Source organism: Candidatus Krumholzibacteriia bacterium (genome assembly GCA_030748535.1).
Lineage (GTDB): Bacteria > Krumholzibacteriota > Krumholzibacteriia > JACNKJ01 > JACNKJ01 > JASMLU01.
In genome coordinates this window covers 20322-37884 of record JASMLU010000001.1, presented here as the reverse complement: position 1 = coordinate 37884, position 17563 = coordinate 20322, and the positions used below count along the sequence as shown (strand labels likewise).

At 59.5% G+C, this 17563-nt stretch carries 12 protein-coding genes; 2 read left to right on the top strand and 10 right to left on the bottom strand.

The window, feature by feature from the left end; all coding sequences use genetic code 11:
- Positions 1 to 2: 2 nt before the first annotated feature.
- From QGH30_00120 to QGH30_00105, 4 genes are read right to left on the bottom strand one after another with little or no spacing between them, the layout of a single operon-like run.
- Entirely contained in the window at positions 3 to 821 is an 819-nt protein-coding gene (locus tag QGH30_00120; protein ID MDP7020750.1) for a PHP domain-containing protein, read from the bottom strand.
- Between the two features lie 22 nt (positions 822 to 843).
- Complete coding sequence (gene hutI, locus QGH30_00115; GenBank protein ID MDP7020749.1) at positions 844 to 2160, bottom strand: imidazolonepropionase; 1317 nt, start codon at positions 2158 to 2160, stop codon at positions 844 to 846.
- Positions 2157 to 3821 carry a urocanate hydratase gene (gene hutU, locus QGH30_00110; protein ID MDP7020748.1) on the bottom strand — a complete coding sequence of 555 codons (1665 nt, stop codon included), beginning with the start codon at positions 3819 to 3821 and terminating at the stop codon, positions 2157 to 2159. Before hutU ends, hutI begins: the two co-directional genes overlap by 4 nt.
- Entirely contained in the window at positions 3821 to 6286 is a 2466-nt protein-coding gene (locus tag QGH30_00105) for a helicase C-terminal domain-containing protein (protein ID MDP7020747.1), read from the bottom strand. Before QGH30_00105 ends, hutU begins: the two co-directional genes overlap by 1 nt.
- 124 nt (positions 6287 to 6410) lie before the next feature.
- Between QGH30_00105 and QGH30_00100 the strand changes: the two genes are divergently transcribed.
- The gene (locus tag QGH30_00100) at positions 6411 to 8177 is read left to right on the top strand and encodes a cytochrome c biogenesis protein CcdA (GenBank protein MDP7020746.1); all 1767 of its coding nucleotides are present in this window, start codon (positions 6411 to 6413) and stop codon (positions 8175 to 8177) included.
- Positions 8177 to 8500: a thioredoxin gene (trxA, locus tag QGH30_00095; protein MDP7020745.1), complete on the top strand. Its 324-nt coding sequence runs from the start codon at positions 8177 to 8179 to the stop codon at positions 8498 to 8500. The genes QGH30_00100 and trxA overlap by 1 nt, the downstream gene beginning before the upstream one ends.
- Here trxA and QGH30_00090 read toward each other — a convergent pair.
- From QGH30_00090 to QGH30_00065, 6 genes are all read right to left on the bottom strand, one after another.
- Entirely contained in the window at positions 8497 to 9291 is a 795-nt protein-coding gene (locus tag QGH30_00090) for a methyltransferase domain-containing protein (protein MDP7020744.1), read from the bottom strand. The genes trxA and QGH30_00090 overlap by 4 nt on opposite strands.
- Positions 9288 to 11279 carry an NAD-dependent DNA ligase LigA gene (gene ligA / locus QGH30_00085; GenBank protein ID MDP7020743.1) on the bottom strand — a complete coding sequence of 664 codons (1992 nt, stop codon included), beginning with the start codon at positions 11277 to 11279 and terminating at the stop codon, positions 9288 to 9290. Before ligA ends, QGH30_00090 begins: the two co-directional genes overlap by 4 nt.
- A gap of 26 nt (positions 11280 to 11305) precedes the next feature.
- Positions 11306 to 12688, bottom strand: coding sequence for a hypothetical protein (locus tag QGH30_00080; protein MDP7020742.1), 1383 nt, complete (start codon positions 12686 to 12688; stop codon positions 11306 to 11308).
- On the bottom strand, positions 12675 to 15899 hold the full coding sequence (locus tag QGH30_00075; GenBank protein MDP7020741.1) for a hypothetical protein: 3225 nt from the start codon (positions 15897 to 15899) through the stop codon (positions 12675 to 12677). Before QGH30_00075 ends, QGH30_00080 begins: the two co-directional genes overlap by 14 nt.
- Positions 15900 to 15964: 65 nt before the next feature.
- Positions 15965 to 16741 (bottom strand): hypothetical protein, encoded by a 777-nt coding sequence (locus QGH30_00070; GenBank protein ID MDP7020740.1) that lies wholly within the window; start codon positions 16739 to 16741, stop codon positions 15965 to 15967.
- 12 nt (positions 16742 to 16753) lie between these two features.
- Entirely contained in the window at positions 16754 to 17563 is an 810-nt protein-coding gene (locus QGH30_00065; GenBank protein ID MDP7020739.1) for a hypothetical protein, read from the bottom strand.

Genomic DNA, 17563 nt, shown 5'->3' with positions numbered 1-17563 from the left:
TCTCAACTCCCGGGACGGCGGCTTTTCAGTTTCGCAAGTGCATCAGCGCTGAGTGCATGGGAGCCGAGCACCTTGCCCAGGCTCCCCGGTTCATGAAAATCACTGCCCGCAGTTGCCAGAAGGGAACGCTCCTTGCAGACTCCCCGCAGGTAGTTTCTTACTTCCTCGCTCTGGGATGGATGCTCGACCTCAAGGCCGGCAAGACCTCTTTGGCAAAGCTCGGGAATCGCCCTGCGATAGTCATTCAGAAAGGGATGGGCGAAAACCGTCACGGCTCCGTATTTGTGTAGCAGTTCCATGCCACGATCCATGTCCATCAGGCTCTTGGGCACAAAGGCCGGTCCCTCGTTGCCGATAAAGCGGGCAAAGGCTTCGTGAATATCCTCGACATAGCCGCGACGAAGAAGAGCGCGAGCCACATGCGGACGACCCACCTTTCCCCCATTTGCCTCTTCCAGAACAAGCTCCATCGAAACCCGGATCCCCAGGGCTTCCAGTTTCTCCAGCATGAGGGCGGCCCTGTCTTCCCGCATCCTGGCAATCCCGCTCAGTTCTTCGCGCAGGCTTGGGTTCTGGTAGTCGATCCAGTAGCCGAGAACATGCAGATCCTCGCTTTCGTACTGGATGCTCAGTTCGATGCCGGGAATGACCTCGATGCCAAAGTCGTGGCCAGCCTCCACAGCCTCCTCCAGGCCATCGACCGTATCGTGATCGGTAAGGGCAATGCCATCCAGTCCGGCTTCTGATGCGCGGTGAATAAGTTCCCGGGGAGAAAGGGTGCCGTCGGAAGCGGTGCTATGGGAGTGAAGGTCGTAACGCAAAAGGGCCTTTCTTTATCTCAATCTAGGAGTTGCTTCCGGAATCTGCAAATCCGGGGCGGTCGAGCAGGGAACTGGCGGGGATCCTCACTTCCCTCCCCCCGATGAAGACTCGCTGAACGGAAGGAAAACCGAGATGGTAGGGAAGTTCCCGATAGTCGCCGGCATCATGAATGAGAAAGTCCGCACGCTTGCCCGCGTCCAGGCTTCCCCTGTATTCTTCTTCGCCGCATGCGCAGGCTGCATTGTAGGTGGACGCGCAAAGTGCCTCGGCTGGGCTCATGCGAAGAGCCGAGCAGGCAAGCGAGAGAACGGTCCCCATGGACTCGCAGCAACTGCTCCCGGGATTGAAGTCGGTGGCAAGAGCGACCGCAACACCGGCCTCAATCAGGGAACGGGCATCGGCAAACTCAGTGGTGGCAAGCCCCAGACTGGTTGCGGGAAGCAGCACGGCAAGAGTGCTGGAGTTCGCCAGATTGCGGGCATGGTCGGGGTTCATCACGATCAGATGATCTGCACTGACGGCGCCCAGTTCTGCCGCCAGAGCCGCTCCTCCATAGGAAGCTTCGATTTCATCGGCGTGGATCTTTCGGCCCAGACCATGCGAGCGGGCGGCCTCCAGGATGCGTCGGCTCTCCTCGAGGCTAAAGACCGTCGGTTCACAAAAGACATCCACATAGGCGGCGATCCCCTGTTCAGCGGCCGCAGGAATCCACTCCTCGCAGAGACTGCGGAGGTAGTCCTCGCGCTTCTCGCCCCGAAACTCCTCGGGAATCTCATGCGCGCCAAGAAAGGTGGGGACAATCTGCGCCGGGACTTCTTTGGAAAGCTGCCCGATCAGGGACATCGCTCTTAACTCTTCTTCGAGTGAAAGACCATAACCGCTTTTTATTTCGATAGTTGTGGAACCGGCCTGCATCATGCGATTCAGGCGGGGGCGACTGAGTTCAAGAAGCTCCCCGTCGCTTCGCTCCCGGAAATCCCGGACGCTTGCGTGAATCCCGCCGCCGGCAGCAGCGATCTCCGTATAGGCTCGTCCCCGAACCCTGAGATCGTACTCCTCGTAGCGATAGCGCCCAAAGAGGGCATGGGTGTGGGGATCCACAAAACCGGGAGTGACCAGGGCTCCGCCGGCATCCTCTTCCCGGGCTCCGGGAAGCAGTTCGATCTTCTTGAGGACATCCGCAGAAGAACCGACGGCCAGAATCCTGCCCTCAAAGGATGCAAGGGCTGCGTTCTCAAGGAGAGCAGGCTCGTCCATGGTCGACAGGCGGCGGGGACCCTTCGGTCCCTGAAGCGTGGCCATCTGCCCGCAGTTGCTGAGAAGAAAATCTGCCTTCATTTCATCATGGGGATCTTGACCCCTCTTTCCCGGGCAACGGCGATGGCCTTTTCGTAGCCTGCGTCCGCGTGACGCATGACCCCTGTTCCGGGGTCTCCTGAGAGCACTCGGCTGAGCCGCTCGGCAGCATCGCTGCTGCCGTCGGCCATGATGACCATGCCCGCGTGGATGGAATTTCCGATTCCCACGCCCCCACCGTGGTGAAGGCTGACCCAGGTCGCTCCATTGACCGCATTCAGCATGGCATTGAGAAGGGGCCAGTCGGCAACGGCATCCGAACCATCCTTCATGCTCTCGGTCTCGCGATAGGGACTGGCCACGGAACCGGAGTCCAGATGATCGCGTCCGATGACAATGGGCGCAGAAACTTCTCCACTGGCCACCAGTTCGTTGAAGGCCAGACCCGCTCTCTCCCGCTCGCCGTAGCCCAGCCAGCAGATGCGGCTTGGCAGGCCCTGAAAGTGAACCTTCTCCCGGGCCATGTGGATCCAGCGGGCAAGGGCTTCATCTTCGGGAAAGAGTTCGAGAATCTTCTCGTCGGTTTTTCTGAGGTCCTCCGGATCACCTGATAGCACAACCCAGCGGAAGGGTCCCTTGCCCTCACAGAAAAGAGGTCGCACAAAGGCCGGGACAAAGCCGGGGAAGTCAAAGGCATCGGCCTCTCCGCCTTCGACCGCCCCTCCTCGCAGGTTGTTTCCGTAGTCGAAGACGACGCTGCCCTTTTTCTGCATTCCCAGCATGGCCCGCACCTGCAGGGCCATGGATTCATAGGCCCGCCGGACATGCTCCTCCGGATGACTCTCTCGAAGGGCCAGACTCTCTTCCAGACTCATGCCCGCGGGCACATAGCCGTTGAGGGGATCGTGGGCACTCGTCTGATCGGTCACATAGTCCGGTGCAATGCCGCGTTCCAGCAGTTCCGGAAACACCTCTGCCACATTGCCGAGCAAGCCAACCGAGAGGGCCTCCCCACGGGATTTTGCTTCCTCGCAAAGAGCAAGAGCCTCCTCGAGCGAAGTGCATTTGCGGTCGAGGTAGCGGTGTTCCAGACGCCGGTCGATTCGGGATTCGTCGATTTCAACCATGAGGGCCACGCCCTCGTTCATCGTGATTGCAAGAGGCTGGGCTCCGCCCATTCCCCCGAGTCCGCCACTCAGGGTCAGGGTGCCTTTCAGGCTTCCCCCGGAATGCTGCCGGGCGGCTTCGGCCAGTGTCTCATAGGTTCCCTGAAGGATGCCCTGGGTACCGATGTAGATCCAGCTTCCCGCCGTCATCTGCCCGTACATCATGAGGCCCTGTTTTTCCAGTTCCCAGAAGTGATCCCAGTTCGCCCAGGCGGGCACCAAGTGGCTGTTGACGATCAGCACTCTCGGAGCATTGGCATGGCTGCGGAAAACGCCCACCGGCTTGCCCGACTGAACGAGCAGGGTTTCTTCATCGCCCAGTTCCTGAAGGCTTTCCACGATAGCCTCCAGGCACTCCTGGTTGCGGGCCGCTTTTCCCCGGCCACCATAAACGACCAGATCTTCCGGATTCTCCGCCACCTCTGGATCGAGATTGTTCATGAGCATGCGAAGGGCCGCTTCCTGAGCCCAAGCCTTGCAATGAAGTTCCTTGCCCCGCGGTGCCTTCACATGACCGGGGCGCAAATCCAGTTTCATCAATCCTCCAGAGAGACCGGGGGTCTCGGTTTCGACTGCTGCCAATGTCTCAGCTCTTCCAAAAACTGCGACTCGTCGAAGCATATCCGCGTTTCTGTGGGAAGGGAACTCAAAAAGAGCTTCCCGTATCCCCGTTGCGCAAGGCGACTGTCCAGGAAAATTGCGACCCCTTCGTCCCGGCTGCTTCGGATCAGTCGACCGAAGCCCTGGCGGAAGCGGATCATGGCTTCGGGAATGGAGTAGTCGCTGAAGGGATTGCCTCCCCCTGCCTGGATGCGCTCGCAACGGGCTTCCACCATTGGCTCGCTGGGAACGGCAAAGGGAAGGCGAAAGAGAACGAGAACCTGCAGTGTCTCGCCGGGGAAATCCACGCCTTCCCAAAAACTGCTGGTCGCAAGAAGCACCGAGCCGGGAGTTCTCCGAAACTGGCGAGCAAGGGCGTCGCGCGAAGTTTCTCGATCCTGCATGAGAAGACGACTCTCGGGAATGCCACGCTTGAGCAGCCCCTTCTTCACATTCTGCATCGTCAGATAGCTGGTAAAAAGAACCAGAGTGGAAAGCGGACACTCCTCCAGAATCCGGAAAAGAGACTCCGTGCTTTCCCCCAGATAGCCTACTTCGCCGGTAAGGGGCAAGTATGCGGGAAGAAGAAGGCGACACTGCTCATGGAAATCGAAGGGACTTTCCAGGGCCAGACTCAGATTCTCTCTCTCGCTGAGTGAGAGGCCGGTCTTCTCGATCACATAGTCAAAGTTGTCCTTCAGGGCCAGTGTTGCACTGGTCAGGATGACCGATTCCAGACCATCCCGGAAATAGTCCCCCATTTCCACGCGGGGATCCACGGGGTTTGCGAATATCTCACGAATCCCTCCCTTTGAGCCGCCGGAAATATAGAAAACATGATCATCGCTTTCTGCCGAAAGCAGGACGTCCACGCGACTGCGCATCTCTGCGACCGATCGCTCGAGGCTCTCCATCTGGGGAATCTCCTCCCGGATTGCCTCGTTCTTCTTTGCATCCTTTTGCAGGGAACTGGCCAGATGGCGAAGGGCCTGAGCTGCGTGAAAGGCAGATAGGCGCACTTCTTCCAGTTCCTCCTGCAAGGCAGAGAAAGGATTCTGTTCGGCGCGGTACCGGTAACTTCCTTCTCGCTTCAGTCCCTCGGAAAGTTCGGGAAGTTCCGCGGCCCTGTCGAGAAGCCCGCGAAGATTCGTACGGAAGTCCGAAAGATACGTGGCCATGCTCGCGTGTGCCTTTTCAATTTCCGATGATTGCTTTGCCAATTTGCCCGTAGCCGGGAACCAGCTCCGGAAATCCATGCGGAAAGAATTGGGCGACTCCGGAGAACCCGCCATGAGACTCTGGTCCAGGGATGCACGGCTCAGGGATTCTCCGAGAGCCTTCGTGGCCACTTCCTCCAGATGCTGGGCCTCATCGACCACCAGATATCGGTAGTCCCCGAGAATGCCCCGGTTGACAACATGGTCGCTGAACAGAAGGGAGTGATTGGCCACGACCAGTGAAGCCTTGCGACTCATTTCCCGGTTCCGGGAAACCCAGCAGCGTTTTTCATTCTGGCAACGAAGTTCCTCGCCGCCCTTTGCCCTGGCGCGAAGATCGCGAATCAGGGAGACATCAAGCAGGGGATTCTCCGACAGTTCATCGACCAGCCCCGTCTTGCTCTTCGCCCTCCAGACGACAAGAGCGGCCCGCGTCTCAGGCTCCCCTTCCCCGGACTGAAGAATGCGATCCAGCTTTCTGCGACAGACATAGTTTTCGCGCCCCTTGATCAGCACAGCTTCCACCGGAAACTCCGGATCCAGACAGAGCCGGGGAAGGTCACTCTGGAGAAGCTGGTCCTGCAGGTTCTTCGTATGGGTGGAGATCAGGACTCTCTCCCTGCGGCAGAGGGAAAAGAGACCGGCCGGAAGAAGGTAGGCCAGGCTCTTGCCCACGCCCGTGGGTGCTTCTACAAGCAGGTTTTTTCCCGCCACGAAGGACTGCCATACGGCAAGGGCCATTTCCTTCTGGCTCTCGCGTGGCTCATAGTTCTCGCCATAGGCTCGACAGAGCAGACCCCCTTCCGCAAAGAAGCCTTCGAGAATCTCTTCGCCCCGATCCAGGTCCGCAGGAGTCCAGGGATTTGGCGGGATTTCCGGAGTGCTGCTCGCAGTCCCTGCGATGGACGCTTCCATGCAGGCCTTTGCGCCGGCTTTGAGAAATGAATGCCAACGATCTGGCAGCACCTGAAGCAGGCTTCCCCAGTCCTCCGGCTTCAAGTCCCTACTGGGAAGGCTCTGGAGTGCCTCCCCCCGTTCTTTTTCATTCAGAATGTCCCAGTTTCGGCGGATTCGCCCTTCGGGATCGAAGATCGCAAGGAAGTCGCGCAGGGGGAGTCCATCGGGAGAGGGGCTCTCCGAGAGATGGAAAGTCCTTGAGGAAAGGGTGAGCGGGTAGATGATCATTGTTTCTCCATGAGATTCTCAAGATAGCATGGCAGGCTCCTGTTTTCACAATCTTTTGCTTTCCCCTCATTCCTTGCCCTCCCCGCTGCCATCTCCTACATTGACTGGCGTACAAAGGAGATCCATGCGCACTTTTCACTTTACTCTCGCATTTCTCGGCTGCTTGATCTTGAGCGCTGCGGCCCTGCCCTCCGAAGATCCTTTCGCCGTACCTGAAATCGAACTTCGCCTGGAAGCTCTGGCCAGCCCCCTGGTTGCCGGTGAAACCGTGGAGTTTGCCCTGGTCTACACGGTTCCCGAACACACGCACCTGACCGACGCCTTCCTTGGCATCGAGTTCAAAAGCGACCCTCCCCTGAAATTCTCTCAAGCCAGTTGGCCAAAGGCTATTCTGGAAAAAGGGTCGGAGATCTACCGCGGTGAGTTTCGGGTAAGGACTCAGGCCACCCTGCCGGAAGAGGCCACTGAATTCAGTCTGCTGGCTGAGGCCGAATACCAGATCTGTCAGGAGGGTGCCGTTGAGATGTGCTTCCCTCCCGCTCTTGCCAAGGCGACTTACTCTGCCAGCCTTGAAGTGGCGGGAACATCTTTCGAGAATCTCGGGGAGCCCGCGTCAATTTCGAAGGAAAGCAAGGGCCTCGCTGGACGCCTGGAAGCAGCTCTGGAGAAGGGCAGTTGGCTCGCCTTCCTCCTGGTCTTCCTCGGCGGCGTTCTGACCAGCTTCACCCCCTGCGTCTACCCGATGATCCCGATCACGATCAGTTTCATTGGTGGATCGGCCAAGGGAAATCCCCTGAAGGGTTTTGTCCTGAGCCTCTGGTTCGTTCTCGGCATTGCCATCATGTACTCCTCTCTGGGCTTGCTGGCAGCGGCCACGGGTGGCGCCTTCGGGCAGGCCACGCAGACGCCCCTCTTTGCGGGCATCGTTGCCGCCATCATCGGCACCATGGGACTTTCCATGGCCGGACTCTTTGACATCCAGCTTCCGAGCAGCATGACCAGTCGTGTCGGAGGAGCGCGAACGGGCTTCCTAGGACCCATCCTCATGGGAATGGCCATGGGCCTGATCGCCGCTCCCTGCGTCGGACCCGTCCTGATTGTTCTCCTCACCTGGGTGGCGACTTCCGGCAGCCTTTTCCTCGGCTTCTGGCTTCTCTTCACCTTCGCCATCGGTTTGGGGCTTCTCTTCATCGCGCTGGGAACCTTCAGCGGTCTGCTTACGGCTTTGCCGGGTGCGGGCGGATGGATGGACACGGTGAAGCACTTCTTTGCCCTTCTCCTTTTCGCCCTCGCTCTCAGCTTCCTGAAACCCTGGCTACCGGCCACCCTGCTCTGGGCCGTCTTCGGTGCAAGCCTGGTCTTCAGCTTCAGCTACTGGGGAGTCTGGAAAAAGGGAAGCGGCCTGAAGCTTTGGCTCTCCCGCCTGGCCTGGATCGCAGGTATCCTCCTGATTCTCCTCTCCGCTCTTCAGGCGGTCGCGCCCGAGCGTTTCCCCGCCCTGGCTCTGCCGGGCACTGGAGCTGTCAGCCACGAGGAACCCGAATGGATCTGGAACGAGAAGGAAGCCTTTGCCCTGGCCCGGTCCGAGGGGAAACCCCTGATGATGGACTTCTGGGCCGAGTGGTGTGCTGCCTGCAATGAACTCGACCACAAGAGCTACAGCCGCGAGGAGATTCTACTTCTGGCAGAAGACTTCGTGCCCCTCAAGATGGACATGACCCGGAAGTCCCCGGAAAATGAAGCCATCCTGAAGCAATACGGCGTGCGTGGCATGCCGACCGTGATTTTCTTCAGCCCCGAGGGCGAAGAGATTGAAAGGTTCTTTGGATTCTTGAACGCAAAAGATCTGGCTGTTACCATGCAGCGGGTTCTCAATACAAAGGAGCAGTAATGAGCGAGGTTCTTCACATCACGGACGACAACTTCGAAGCGGAAATTACGAACAGCGAGATTCCCGTTCTCGTTGACTTCAGTGCCACCTGGTGTGGTCCCTGCAAGAAGCTGGAGCCCATCATCGAGGAACTGGCCGGTGAGTATTCCGGCAAGCTGAAAATCGCTCATGTCGATGTGGATAAGGCTCGCCAGAGCGCCATGAAGTTCGGGGTCATGAGTGTCCCCACCGTTCTCTACATGGTCGGAGGCGAGATCAAGGATACGCAGATTGGTTTGATTCCCAAGGACAAGATGGTCGAGAAGATCGAGGGAATCCTCTAGACCTTCCTTGCGAGCAAACGAGCCGTCACCCGTCCCTCTTCCTCCTCGCCTTCTTCATAGGCGAGGATGTCCATGGACGAAAAAGCGTTTTTCAATTCCCCGGCTTTCAGAAGAAAATCGGGGTTTTTTGGACGCTCATAGCGAAGAGCCTGTTCTTCCAGAAAGGTCTCGTAGATCAGCAGTCCCCCGCCGAGAAGTGAGGACTGCAAGTTTGGAAAGAGGGAGCGGTCCAGATAGTTGAAGACCGTCACCGCGTCGTAGCGGTTTTCGGGAAGGGGATCCGGGCGTGTGAGGTCTCCCTGCCTTGCCCGGATCTTCACTCCGTTTCTTTCAGCCAACTCTCGCGCAGCCTCCACCGCATCATCCAGAATGTCCTCTCCCTCCACCTCGAAACCCTCGAGTGCCAGATAAACCGCATTGCGGCCGCTTCCCATGGCAAGATCAATGACCCGGCCGCCGGCTCTTATTTTCGAAGAGTGCTTTCTCAGCCAGGCGGCTGACTCCCAGAGTCGGCTTCCCGGCCCAGGGACCTTTCTGTCCTCGGGAAGCGGATCCTCGCAGAAGAAGAGATTCCAGCGGGGCGGCTGGCTCAGGTACTCGGCAAGTTCCCGGGCCCGGGGGCCCATCAGACAGAGAGTGCGTCCCCGGGGAGGAAGTTCATGGAGACGGGATGCAATTTCATCGGCGGGAATATTCGCAGCACCCTCGAGATGGCCGGCTGCAAACTCCGTTTCGCAGGAGAGGTCGAGGCAGGGCATCCCCCCCAGTTCCTTCAGGGAAATGTGCTTCAAGAAAGCTCCCGGAGAAGCCGCTCTTCTTCCCAGATTTCAATGCCCAGTTCTTCCGCCTTCTTTCGCTTGCTTCCGGCCTTCTCCCCGGCAATCAGAAGGGTGGTTTTCGGGGAAACAGAGGATGCCACCTTTGCGCCTCTTGCGATCAGGGTTTCCTTGAGCTCCCGTCTTCCAAACTCCTGGAGGGTTCCCGTGATCACGATGGTCTCTCCGGCGAAATCCTGCACGCCGCGCTGCGCTTCTTCCTCGCTGTGTTCGAAAAAACCGAGAGAAGCAAGAGCCTCGAGTTCTTCAAGAAAAGCAGCCTCTTGCAAGGTGCCAAGAAGAGATGCAGCCACCACAGGCCCCACATCCTCAATGGCCTGCAGGTCCTCCAGACTCGCAGTTCTAAGGCTCTCGAGATCTGCGTAGTGGCGAGCCAGGGCACGGGCGGTTTCAGCGCCCACATGACGAATGCCGAGGGCGAAGATCTTCCGGCTCCAGGCTCTCTTCTTGCTCTCCCCCAGGGAAGCAAGAAGGTTCTCGACACTCTTCTCCCCCATTCGGTCCAGTTCCAGAAGCCGGGACTCCTCGAAGCGATAGATGTCGGGAAGAGACTGAATCAGTCCCTCTTCCATCAGAAGGTCGATCCACTTTTGACCGAGACCGGCGATGTCCATGGCATCGCGCCCGGCGAAGTGAGACAGGCGGCGGCGTAACTGGGCGGGACAGGCGGGGTTCTCACATCGGACGGCCACCTCCTCCTCTCTCTTCACGAGGGGAGATTGACAGGAAGGGCAATGCTCCGGAAAGACGAATCCCTTTTCGCTCCCCTGACGATGTTCTGCAAGAACCCGCAGAACCTTCGGGATGATCTCGCCCCCTTTTTCCACGAGAACCACATCGCCGACCCGGATGTCCTTGCGCTCGATCTCTTCACGATTATGAAGTGTGGCTCGCTTCACGGTGGTTCCGCTCAGTTGAACCGGCTCCAGTTCCGCCACCGGAGTCACAACCCCGGTGCGTCCCACCTGCAGCGTGATTTCCAGAATCCGGGACTCCGCCTGCTCGGCCTCATACTTGAAGGCAATTCCCCAGCGCGGACTCTTGCTCGTGACCCCCAGTTTCTCCCGAAGGCCCAGTTCATCCACTTTCACCACGGCCCCGTCGATCTCAAAGGGCAGCTCGTTTCTACGAGCATCCAGATCCCGAATGCCATCGAGAACCTCATCGCGATTCTTGCAGTGACATCGCAGGGGAAGGCTCGCGATTCCCCAGCCTTCCAGTTCATTCATCAACTCACTGTGACTTTCGCCCGGAAGATCCCCGAGAACTGCGTGGGCGACAAAGGACAAACCCCGTCGAGCAAGCTCCCGGGTGTCCAGAAGTTTCAGGGTGCCGGCGGCCAGATTCCGGGGATTGGCAAAAGGCTCCTCGCCGGCTTCTTCCCGCACCCGGTTCAGGTGATGAAAACGCTCGCGATCCAGATAGGCCTCGCCCCGAACTTCCAGAGTCAGGGTCTCACGAAGAACCGATGGGATGTTCAGGAAATGCCGCGCATTGGCGGTAACCTCATCGCCCTTCTTCCCGTCGCCACGGGTTGCCGCCGCCTGAAGGGCTCCCTTCTCGTAGTGCAGGCTCAAGGCCACACCATCCACCTTCGGCTCCAGAGACCAACTCGGCTCCACTCCCTCCGGGAGAGCCCGGGAAACACGGTCAAAGAAATCCTGAAGCTCCCCGAAGGAATAGGTGTTCGAGAGACTGAGCATGGGAAGCGGATGTGTGAAGGAGGGAAAGCTCTCATCGCGGCGGCCGCCGACCCGCTGCGTCGGGCTCTCGGGGCAGGCCAGTTCCGGATGCGCCTTCTCAAGATCCTCCAGTTCCCGGAGCAACTCGTCGTACTCCCGGTCACTGATGCCGGGACTGGCCACCTGGTAGTAGAGTTCGTCGTGGCGACGAAGCTCTCCGGCCAGTTTTTCCCAGCGTCTTCGGGCATCTTTCAGCTTCATGTTCTTCACGAAGTATGCTCCGTAAGCTAAAACCCAGTCTCAAGTAAGAGATGTACTCGAATGTCACTCACTTCATGACCCTCCCCCAAGGCAAGGGCCAGGGAAAGAGCCGCTCTCTCTGCCGGGGCCCGAAGCGAGAGTCCGTATCCCCAGCCTTCAAAGTCCTCAATCCGGCTTCGCCCCCAAGCATAGTCGAGGAAGAAGGAAAGCTCAAGCCCGTCTCCGTAGACCGCTTCCAGACTTCCGAGAGCGATCTTCTCTCCACGAAAATGCTCCTCATCCCAACCTCGGAGACTTTTCGCCCCGCCGAGGGAGAATAGCTCCGCCTCGGATGCGGGAGTCTTGGATTCCAGCCACTGCAGTCCGCCACGCAGCCGAAGCCCGAAGCGAGGGCTGAGAGCCTGACCCCAGAGCCCCTCTCCCCGCAAGTCCCACTGGCTTTCCTCTTCCGAGCCACTTCTTTCGATCCAGCGCCAGTGCAGCTTCAGGCGGCGCTCTGCAAGAGGGCGCTCGCCGGGGTAGAAGCAACGAATGCCAAGACCCTGTCCCCGTCGGTCGATCTCCTGATCCTCCAGAAGGTAGAGTTCCCGTTCACTCATCAGACTGAGCAAGGCAGAACAGTGGGTACTGAATCGCCAGGAGAGTTCCAGTTCTGCGCCCTGCTGCATCCATGTGGAATCCTGCACGCTTCTCTTCAGCTTGAGAGCCAGATCCAGAGCCCGGTGAAACAGGCGCGGCTCTTCCAGATTCAGAAGGCTCCGGCTTCTTCCCTGTCCCTGCCAGTCCGACTGCAACTGCCAACTCCGGGCTCGTCCGAAGGGGCTGAAGAGAGCCAGATCCAGACGGCCGACCTTCTGTTTTTCGCTTCCCCCGAAGAGCGCCGTGGCCCGGTTGGCGCGGGGGATTTCCTCCAGCGACAGTTGAAGGCCGATCTTCCCCTCACCCGCATCCCAGGCCAGAACCGGGTCCTCGATGCGCTGAAACCAGCCGCTGGCAAGAAGCCGCTCTCTGGCCTCTTCTGCCTGATGCAGGGAGAAGGGAATCGCGGAATCGAGCGACATCACTTCCCGCAGGAAGTCCTTTCCCAGTCGCTTCCTTCCGGGAAGATCCACCTCTCCGAGAGATGCCCGGGGGCCTTCTATCAGGGTGCAGGCAAGCAGAAGCGTATCCCCGCTGACCCCTCTCTCTTCGTACCAGACCTGTGCAAAGGGATAGCCCTCCCCGTCCATGGCTCGCAGCCACTCATCGGACAGTGCCTGCAGGGTCTTCGGATCCTCGACCGTCCAGGCTTCCCGGAAGGCGGGAAGAGGTTCGCCCTCGTGACGCAGGTCGACGGCGACCAGTCGAAGCGGCCCGGCCATGGCAGGCAGGGCGAAGAAGAGCAGAATCAGGATTCTAGAAATACGCACGGCTCTCCAGTCTCAATCTCTGTCGGGGATCCCGGTCGCCCTCTTCCCGCAATTCATAAAGTGCGGTGAAGCTTAGCTGTCGCCCAGCGCGAGCCGTTCCTTCCAGGCGGAGAGAACGCGTCCAGCCCGGAGCTTCAAAGAGCCAGGGTCTGCCGGCCTGGGGATCTCCCCGCTGGTATTCCGTGTGAACCCATTCCCAGGAAAGCTGCAGGCGCAGACTCTTCCAGGGTCGCACTTCCATGCGCGGCTCGAGAACCAGACTGCTCAGGGCAAGATCCCGAAGAGCGTCGCTCTGCCAGCGAAGGCGACTTTGCAGGGAAGGCCGAAAGCGACCCTCGGCATTTGCTTCCAGTCCCAGCTCATGGTTCAGCACATCATAGGAACCGGACTGCAGACTTCCCTCTGCGTTTCGGTAGAGCCATTTTCGGGACGCGTTCATCCTCAATTCTCCGCGCAGGAACTGCCGCACAAAGCGAAGTTCCTGCGTCCAGTGGCGATCTCTTTTTGTGCCGGAAAGATCTCTCCCGTCCAGACGATCCTGCCAGTCCGCCCGGTAGCGCAGCCTCCAGGGCGCGGATTCAGGCTGAAAACGAAACTCCTGCCGCAAGCCCAGTTCCCCGTTCAGGGTGCCGGCTTCCTTGAGAAAGGCCCGGGGACGAAGAAGAAGCAGGTCCAGAATCTCTGCGTCCCGGCTCTCTTCCCGGAGCCGCAGCCGGGTTTCCGAGGCAATGCGCCGCCCCTCCTTCCGGCCCTCTGCCCGCAGGAGACTGGCCTCCAGAAGAAGATCCCGCGTCTCGACACTTTCCTCTGCGGGCATGAGCACCCGGCGAGTGTCCCCTTCGCCTTCCCCGAGATAGACCCCTTCTTCATTCAGGTCCCCGTAGCCGAAGCCCACGTAAACCAGACGACTCTCCTGCAGGCGCTGCCGCCGGCTTCCCAGCCGCCAGGAGGCGCGCCCGTGCCAGCCTTCGCCTTTTAGCGGCCAGACACTCGAGGACTCGAGGAAGAACTGCTCATTGTCGAGGAAACCCCTGCGTTGCCGGTACTGCGCCTGCAGGCGGTGCTTTCCTCCGAGCAGGGACCATTGATCCAGGCTGCCGCGAAGCTCCCCGATCTGCTCCACCGTGGAGGCAGATCGGATTTCCTCCCGGCGAATCGTCAGATGAGACAGGGAAGAAGCACTCTGGAAGCTCAGGCCGACGGCCTGCCTCTCCCAGCGGCTTCTCTGCTCCGGAGGAAGCAGGGAGTCGCCGGGAAGACTGCCCGCAAAGCGAACTTTCTCACTTTGCAGGTTCAGGTCGGGAATCAGTGCCGCCGCCGTAAGCAGGGTCAAATCCACTTTCTGACGCAGGCCTTCGCCTTCGAGGGAATCCCGGTTCGCCGTCCACTGGGCAGCGGCCCGGAAGCCCAGTGCCCGCAGGTCTTCCCGAAAATCAAGAGAGCCGCGAAGTGCCGAAAAGCGTTGCCCGAAACGCAGGCTCTTCAGCCCCAGTTCCAGACCCTCCTTCTCCCGGTTTTTCCATTGCACCCGGCTCTCCGCACGGTCTTCATGCCGCCCCGCCGGTCGCTCCCTCAGATTCCACTCCCTCTCTTCGCCCCAGCCGGGACGGGCTCCCGGCTCCCGAAAGCGGCTCTCCCTTCGCTCTGCGCCCAGGGAAAATTGCAGGGACCTTTGGGCAAGATCCGGAAGGTCCGCCTCCATAAAGCCCCACCAGGCGATGCCCCGATTGTCCGCTTCATCGAGAGAGGAAAGGAGATTGCGGTCCTTCTCGCTAAGAGCCAGTTCCAGCCCTGCACGCAATCGCTCGCGCTGAAGCGAGAACCCGAGAGTCTCCAGGCGGTAGGACTCGGGAAGCGCGAGCTTCTGCCCCAGGCGAAAGGAACCCTGCCCCTCTCCCACCCAGGAATAAAACCGTATTCCCTGGGGAGAAATCCCGGCAGCCTGATAGTCGCCCTCCCCGCTTTCCACTTCATGGAAGCTCAGGCGATAGTCTCCGAGGGAGTCTGCCCACTCGTAGTGAGCCGGGGCTTCCGGGGACAGGGAGTCCACCAGAAGATAGTTGCCTTCGCCCGGAAGAAACTCGATCCCGCTGGTCAGGGCCAAATCACTTTCGTCTCCCGCAGACTGGAGAAGCCCCCGACGCTCCTCATCCAGAGCAAAAGAGAGAGGAGAATCTTCGCGATCTCCCTCTTCAAAATGAAGCCAGGAGAACTTCCAGTCTCCCAGCTTCGCAAGGGCTGAAAAACCGGAGGAATGCCGTCGCCAGGATTCCAGGGAATAGCGGAAGTCCACCCGGATCCGGTCCCCCGCCCGCAGGGGACGCGAACCGGAAAAGAGAAGCGTGGCGGAGTCGTAGTCAATCACATAGTCCCCGTCCCGGCCCCGACGGAGAAGCTGCCCGTTGAGACTGACTTTTTCACTGCCAGAAAGGACCACCGCTCCGTCGCTTCTCAGGGCGGAAAGCAGTTCATAGGGACCCTGTAAGCCCTCTTCGGCATAGAACTCCTCGCTTTTGAACACTCCGCGGCTTTGCGCCAGAAAGAGAGACAGTTCCCCCCGAGTTCCTTTCCAGCGGCCGTGGAGGCCCTGAAAGTCCCGCTCGAAGCGACTGAGATCGCTTTCTCCTCCCTGGAAGACAAAATCCCCTACCTGCGCCTCACCGGCCGGGCCTTCCAGGCGCAGAAAGACCTTGTCCAGTTCTTCCAGCCTCTCCGTGTTTCCCTCCGACTGAAAAGGAAGATCATCGTCGCGCAAAACGGCCTCGACCACGCTCTCCTTACCTACCCGTCCCCGAAGGCGGAGTCTCAGGCTCTGCTCCAGTTGATAACCCTCATTGCTCCCCAGACGCAGGGAGAGAGACTTGCTTCCTCCCATTTCCAGGGAGCTGGTCGGGGACTGCGTTCCTGCAGACTTAAGGGAGAGCTTCTTCCGGGGAAGCTCGGCCCGAAGCTCCCGCCAGGAGAGCATGGGACTAAGTACCTGCATGCGGGGCAGCCGGGCGGGCCTCTTCAGGCAGCGAAGCTCCAGGAAGCCTCCGGGGAAGTCCCCGGGGAGCTGCAAACGGGAATCCGGCAGGCTCAAGTGATACTCTTTCCCGGGAAGCAGCAAGCGACCGTCCAGAGTCAGCTTCAGGGAATCTGCGGAAAGGGAGACTTCTGACAAATCCAGAAGCGCCGGGCCGGGGGCAATCTCAAGGTTAAAGTAAACCATGAGGCCTTCTGTCTCAGGCACTGCTACTGCAACAGATCCAAGAGCAAGCACAAGAAGCAAGATCCTCATGGAGCCTGCTTCAGCGGAAGTTCACAGAAGATCAGCTGCCGCTTGTCCTCCGAGAGATGCAGCAGTTTTCGCGGTGTCAGGGATCTTGCAGGAAGAGCTCGGGAAAGAAGATACAGGGAAGCAGGAGTCCGCAGGAGAGAACGGGCTCTCGTCGGAAGATCCAGCGATACCCTTCCCATGGCATCCAGATGTCGAAGCCTTTCCTCCTCCAGCAAGTAAAGGCCTCCCTCCCCGTCCGGCTTCCAGTCGACAAGATTGCCGGAGAAGTTCGGAAGTCTCCGGTAGAGATCCCACTCTTCCAGTGGATGAGCACTTCTTCCAAGAGCCAGCAGCCTTCCGCCTCTTTCGTAGAACCAGATCAGGCCGGAAGAATCCACCGCAATATCTTCCCAGGAACCCTCGGGCAAGTTCAGGCGGGAGAGAAGTGCCCCTCTTCGGTCCAGACGAAGAAGCTCCTCTCCCTGCTTCTGCAGGATGAGCCAGTCCGGGCCATCGGCACTGATTGCAAGAGGCCAACTGTCTGCCGGAGAGTGGAAAGCACGCAAGAGGGAGTCTGCCGGGGAGAAGTGCAGAAGCTGCCCATCCTCGCAGAGGATCAAAAGGTTTCCCCAGAGATTACTGGCAAAGTCCTGAGTGGGCGGCAGGGAGAGAGAATCCAGGGCTTGCGGACAGTGGACTTCCCGGAGCTGTTCCTCCTCCAGACGGAAACACTGCGCTTCCGCAAGTGGCGCGGCGAAGGCCAGGCAGATCAGGCAGAGGCCCAGTCCTCGCATTCTTCCTCCCGTCTAGAAGCTCCTGGACCAGCGCAGGCGGTAGCCGAAGCCCGATGCTGTGGGCCAGAGGTCGGCATCGAGGGAGCCGACCTCCTGCTTGCGAATCTCACGAATACCCTCACGGTTGCGATGAAGTCGAATTGTATCGAAAATGGAAACCGCTCGGGTGGCAATCAGCCCGACGAAGAGCGTGTTCCTCGCCATCCTTCGCGCAGAAAGGCTGCTCTCGCGCTTGCGCGCGAAGTCGATCCGGCGATCACGGTTGTTCCAGCGCCAGCCTTCCTCCTCGGATGTAATCTCATGCTCGGCAATGTAATCGTAATAGGCCTCGCTTCCGTAGCCGTACTCGCGGCGGGCCTCCCAGCGCAGGTTCTCATTGAAGTCCTGCCAGTTGTCATGAAGCCCGGCATTCTTCCAGAACTGGTCGTCCTGCGCTCCCTGAACCCCGGCGTGAATCTCCCCCATTTCCACATAGTTTCGCTTTCGTAAATACTCCTGGGTCTTGTAGATCCCGGTCGAGGACCAGACTCCTGCCTCTGCCATGTAAAAGAGCTTCGCACGGCCCTCCGCTCCCAGCCAGGCTTCCCCCCAGCCGGGAAGGAGCAGGCTCCGCCAGAGGGCATTCAAGAGGCTCTTTTCCCCATCGGTAGAGTGAAGTCCCAGATTGCTCTGGGGGCGGGGACGACCCCGGTTCGACACGGAGAAATCAGCCCCCTCTTCCCCCAGGGAATAGAGACCCGGCAGGGAACTGGAATCAAGGAGAGGGCCTGCACCGACGGTGGAGGCCAGAAGAAGTAGGGTCACGAATAAAGAAGTCTTCAT

What these genes read in the sequence shown, in the direction of transcription:
- hutI (MDP7020749.1), bottom strand. Translation starts at nt 2,160, where the DNA reads ATGAAGGCAGATTTTCTTCTCAGCAACTGCGGGCAGATGGCCACGCTT.
- hutU (MDP7020748.1), bottom strand. Translation starts at nt 3,821, where the DNA reads ATGAAACTGGATTTGCGCCCCGGTCATGTGAAGGCACCGCGGGGCAAG.
- QGH30_00105 (MDP7020747.1), bottom strand. Translation starts at nt 6,286, where the DNA reads ATGATCATCTACCCGCTCACCCTTTCCTCAAGGACTTTCCATCTCTCG.
- QGH30_00100 (MDP7020746.1), top strand. Translation starts at nt 6,411, where the DNA reads ATGCGCACTTTTCACTTTACTCTCGCATTTCTCGGCTGCTTGATCTTG.
- trxA (MDP7020745.1), top strand. Translation starts at nt 8,177, where the DNA reads ATGAGCGAGGTTCTTCACATCACGGACGACAACTTCGAAGCGGAAATT.
- ligA (MDP7020743.1), bottom strand. Translation starts at nt 11,279, where the DNA reads ATGAAGCTGAAAGATGCCCGAAGACGCTGGGAAAAACTGGCCGGAGAG.
- QGH30_00075 (MDP7020741.1), bottom strand. Translation starts at nt 15,899, where the DNA reads ATGGTTTACTTTAACCTTGAGATTGCCCCCGGCCCGGCGCTTCTGGAT.
- QGH30_00070 (MDP7020740.1), bottom strand. Translation starts at nt 16,741, where the DNA reads ATGCGAGGACTGGGCCTCTGCCTGATCTGCCTGGCCTTCGCCGCGCCA.
- QGH30_00065 (MDP7020739.1), bottom strand. Translation starts at nt 17,563, where the DNA reads ATGAAGACTTCTTTATTCGTGACCCTACTTCTTCTGGCCTCCACCGTC.